Source organism: Clostridium sp. UBA4395, from assembly GCF_002390995.1.
GTDB lineage: Bacteria > Bacillota > Clostridia > Clostridiales > Clostridiaceae > Clostridium_J > Clostridium_J sulfidigenes.
The window spans coordinates 1-4,297 of record NZ_DGRF01000055.1 but is presented as its reverse complement, the minus strand read 5'-3'; the positions used below and the strand labels follow the sequence as shown (position 1 = coordinate 4,297).

Sequence of the window (4,297 nt, the reverse complement as noted above, 5' to 3'; positions counted from 1 at the left end):
TATTTTGCGACGCCCCCTTTATCTTAATTATCATATTGTTCCTAAATTAAATATCTTGATATACTTGTACAATCTTCTCCCAAGTTAATGGCCCAACTATACCATCAGAATTCAATTCAAAGCACTTTTGAAAATCTATAACTGCTTGATTTGTTGCCTTTCCAAAAATCCCATCCACATTTATATTTTTTATAGAGGGATACTTATCTGCTATAGCGCTTAAGTAGGTTTGTAATTTACTTATGACATTTCCTCTAGAACCTTGTTTTAATATATATCCTGGATACTCATATCCATCTCCTTCTGGCTTATTACTTCCATTAATTATATCTTTATATACAGAGTATATTTTATCCCAAGTTTGCTTTCCAACTATTCCATCTACATCTAATCCAAATTTCTTTTGAAATTGTATTACTGAATCTAAGGTACTTACACCAAAAATACTATCTCCATTAATTGGAGGCACTTCTTTATAATATTGAGATACAAAATTTAAGAAATATTGCATTTGAGATACAGCATCACCTGTGGAGCCTTGCTTTAATAAATATCCAGGATACTCACCTGTACTTTCTAATTTTTCTCCTTCTGACTCTAATTCTGCTAATCTTTTAACTCCTACATAAATTCCTGATATTTTATACCAAGTTGATTTTCCAACGATTCCATCTGCATATAAATTAAATATTCTTTGGAATGCCTTTACAGATGATTCTGTCTCTGATCCAAACACTCCATCTACAGGTTCTATTTTAAGTATTGCTGGATAATTATTAGAAATTCTATTTATTTGTCTTTGAATTGTTTCTACATCACTTCCTGTACTATTAAGCTTTAACGGAGTTCCACCGAAGGATTCCTCTATACCTCTTATATCATTAGTTTTTGTTAGTCCAATATTATCACCATAGTAATTTTTTAGTATCTCCATAGTTTCATATCCATCTGTAGCAAGTTTTACAGTATCCCATTGTGATAACCCCTTACAAGTTACAGTTGTGCCATTACAATATTGTGCTAATAGTGGTTCCATATAACCTTCTCTAGTAATATACTCATTAAATATATCATCTACAATTCTACTAATATTCTCATAAATATTTCTTCCCTTAATAAAGTACTGATCATAGGCTGTAGAGTTAGTTATGTGAAAGTTATATCCCTTATTTCTATACCACTCTGTATATACTCTATTTAATGCAAAGGAAATTTGACAATATATATTGGCTCTTATAGCATGCTCTGGCCAAGTAGGATATATTTCACTAGATGCCACATTCTTTATATACTCTGGAAATCTTACAGTAATATTTTCTGCATAGGATGATGGCGCACCCAAATGTACTGTTATAAATTCAGGAATATATGGTCTTATCAACACCTTGCTTTGAAAAATAGGCTCTTTCTCCTCTACCTGAACTCTAGGCATTTCCTCTATCAACTGATGTGGTGGAATATAATTATGCTCTAGTTCCTCTAAGAATTCTCTTTCCTTAGTAGTAGGTATCATTTCTACTTGTTGTATTGATACTTCATTAGGAAAAACTTGAACCCCTTCTACCACTGCATCCTTATATCCAGGAGCTCTAACATATAAATCATATACTGAATATGGTATTTGCTCAGAATCTTTATTTTTTGATAGTTCAATATCTGGTGTATCTACTTCTAATATTTTCGTTATTCCGCTAGAATCTGTAGTTAATATATGCCCTTTATCAAAATCTACTGAAGTACTTTTTAAAATAAATATATTTCCGCCTGAAACAGGTACCACCTCTCTTGCAGTAAAAAGTTCTACTTTTATAAAACCTCTTCCCATAATTTTCTCCTAAAAAATATTATCCATAGTTATTATATGGAGAAACGCTATTTATGTTAGTAAAATTCCATAATAGAATTATCTTAATTTATCTATCTGTAATCACTTTATGAATTTTCACATCATGTTCATCATAAGGAATATAATCACAAGTAATCTTTTCTCTACATATAACAGCTGTAGTAAAGGTAGCATGTTCTAAGTAACGATCATAAAATCCTCCTCCATAACCTAGACGATATCCTTCCATATTACAAGAAACACAAGGTATTATAGCAAAATCTATTTCTTCTGACCTAATTAATGGACATTCATCCTTAGGTTCTAATATCCCATACTTTCCATCCTTTAAAGATTTATAGCCCTTAATTTCATGTACCTCCATAATCCCCTTACCTATACATTTGGGAACTCCAACTCTTTTACCACTTTCTAATGCATTCTCTATGATATTTCTTGTGTTAATTTCATCTTCTGTACTTACAAAACAAAATATAACCTTTGCTTCTTTATACTCCTTAAGATTTATTACTTTTTCATAAATTTTCTTATCTGCTTCTAAAGTATAATCCTTTGATAATCCAGCAATACGTTTCATAATCTCATTACGAAGTTGCCTTTTTTCTTCTTTTATATTCATTAGTAATCAACTCCTTTCTTCCGATTAATATCTTTATATATTTTATAATACATTAAATAAAGGAATACTCAAAACAATAATATTGTTTAGTAGTATTCCTTTAAATTTATTATAATGTTATTCCAAATATTTTTAATATATATGGTAATACTCCTATGGCATTTAACCATATAATGAATATTAAAACTGGTGCAATATATTTTATCATTATTACAAAGAATGGTTTACTTCTAAATTTATATTTACCATTGCAACTAATCTCATCTGAGATATTATCAACACCCCATACATAGCCTATGAATATACACATTAGAAGTCCTCCTAGTGGCATAAGTAGATTCTCAGCTAAGAAACTCATAAAGTCAAAGAAATTGTATCCAAATATTAATACATCTTTCATAACTGGTCCATTGGCCAAGGAACAAGGTATTCCTATAAAAAATAAAATTGTTGATATTATTATAGTAGCCTTCTTTCTTTCTATTTTAAAAGTATCAATTACAAAGGCTACTACAACTTCAAGCAACGATATGGCTGATGTTAATGCTGCAAACAAAATTAATATAAAAAATAAAATACCAAAAAATTGTCCAAAAGGCATTGAATCAAATACTGAAGGTAATGTTATAAACATAAGGCTTGGCCCAGCTCCTGGTTCAAATCCAAAGGCGAACACTGCTGGTAAAACTGCAAATCCAGCAAGTAAAGCAACCATTGTATCTATAGCTGGTATAATAACTGCATTCTTTTCTAAGTTTTCTGTATTTCCCAAATAACTACCATAGGTGATTATTGCCCCCATTCCTAAGCTTAAGGAAAAGAAAGCTTGTCCTAAGGCTGCCATAACTGTTCCAATTGTAACCTTTGAAAAATCTGGTTTCAGGAAAAATTTTATTCCTTCCATTGCTCCATCTAAAGTTACTGATCTAATAGCAATTACAACTAATAATACAAATAGTGCTGGCATCATAAATTTACTTGCTTTTTCGATACCACCGGCTATTCCTTTTAATACTATTACACAACAAAGAATCATAAATACTAAATGCCATACAATAGGTTGAGTAGTACTTGCTATGAATCCACTAAAATAACTTCCTGCTTCTGCTCCTGATATACCTCCAATTAAATATTTACCTATATAATTAAGTACCCAACCACCTATAACACTATAAAATGCTAGTATACAAAATCCCACAACTACTCCAATAAAACCTACGAAGGCCCACTTTTCACTTAATTTTCTATATGCTCCCACTGAACTTAAATGAGTATTACGCCCTATTGCCATCTCTCCTAGCATAATTACAAATCCAATGATTACAATCATAGCTAAGTAAATAACAACAAAAGCTCCTCCACCATTTGCACCTGCTAAATAAGGAAATTTCCATATATTACCCAAACCTACCGCTGAACCTGCTGCTGCTAATATAAAACCTATATTAGATGCCCATTGTCCTCTGTTACTCGTATTTTTATCCATAACTTTCCCCCTATCAAATTTGATAATTGTTTAAAATATATTTTATAATTATTATAATACAAATTTTCAGATAATTGAATAGTAATTTTATTTATATTCATTATTTTACTTGTAGCTATCATATTCTCTATAGCCACATAAATGTAAATCATTATATTTCAAAGGTTTCTAAACATTAATTATATTTTGAAATGATCATAAAATATATTATTAAATCATTTTTGACACTTTATTAACAATATATTGCAATACCATTAAAACTCTATAATGTCCCTTTAAAAATTTTCAGTATATAGCAATATCCTATATTTTAAAAAATAATGAATGATTCATTGTAAAATGAAAT

General features: G+C 29.9%; 3 protein-coding genes. All 3 read right to left on the bottom strand.

The window, feature by feature from the left end:
• Positions 1-46: 46 nt before the first annotated feature.
• The 3 genes from B2694_RS10555 to B2694_RS10545 all read right to left on the bottom strand — a co-directional run bounded on the left by B2694_RS10555 (position 47) and on the right by B2694_RS10545 (position 3,951).
• Positions 47-1,825, bottom strand: coding sequence for a peptidoglycan-binding protein (locus B2694_RS10555; RefSeq protein ID WP_346885708.1), 1,779 nt, complete (start codon positions 1,823-1,825; stop codon positions 47-49).
• 88 nt (positions 1,826-1,913) lie between these two features.
• Positions 1,914-2,465 (bottom strand): 5-formyltetrahydrofolate cyclo-ligase, encoded by a 552-nt coding sequence (locus B2694_RS10550; protein ID WP_346885707.1) that lies wholly within the window; start codon positions 2,463-2,465, stop codon positions 1,914-1,916.
• Positions 2,466-2,574: 109 nt separating this feature from the next.
• The gene (locus B2694_RS10545) at positions 2,575-3,951 is read right to left on the bottom strand and encodes a sodium-dependent transporter (protein WP_346885706.1); all 1,377 of its coding nucleotides are present in this window, start codon (positions 3,949-3,951) and stop codon (positions 2,575-2,577) included.
• Positions 3,952-4,297: the final 346 nt, after the last annotated feature.

What these genes read in the sequence shown, in the direction of transcription:
- B2694_RS10555 (WP_346885708.1), bottom strand. Translation starts at nt 1,825, where the DNA reads ATGGGAAGAGGTTTTATAAAAGTAGAACTTTTTACTGCAAGAGAGGTG.
- B2694_RS10550 (WP_346885707.1), bottom strand. Translation starts at nt 2,465, where the DNA reads ATGAATATAAAAGAAGAAAAAAGGCAACTTCGTAATGAGATTATGAAA.
- B2694_RS10545 (WP_346885706.1), bottom strand. Translation starts at nt 3,951, where the DNA reads ATGGATAAAAATACGAGTAACAGAGGACAATGGGCATCTAATATAGGT.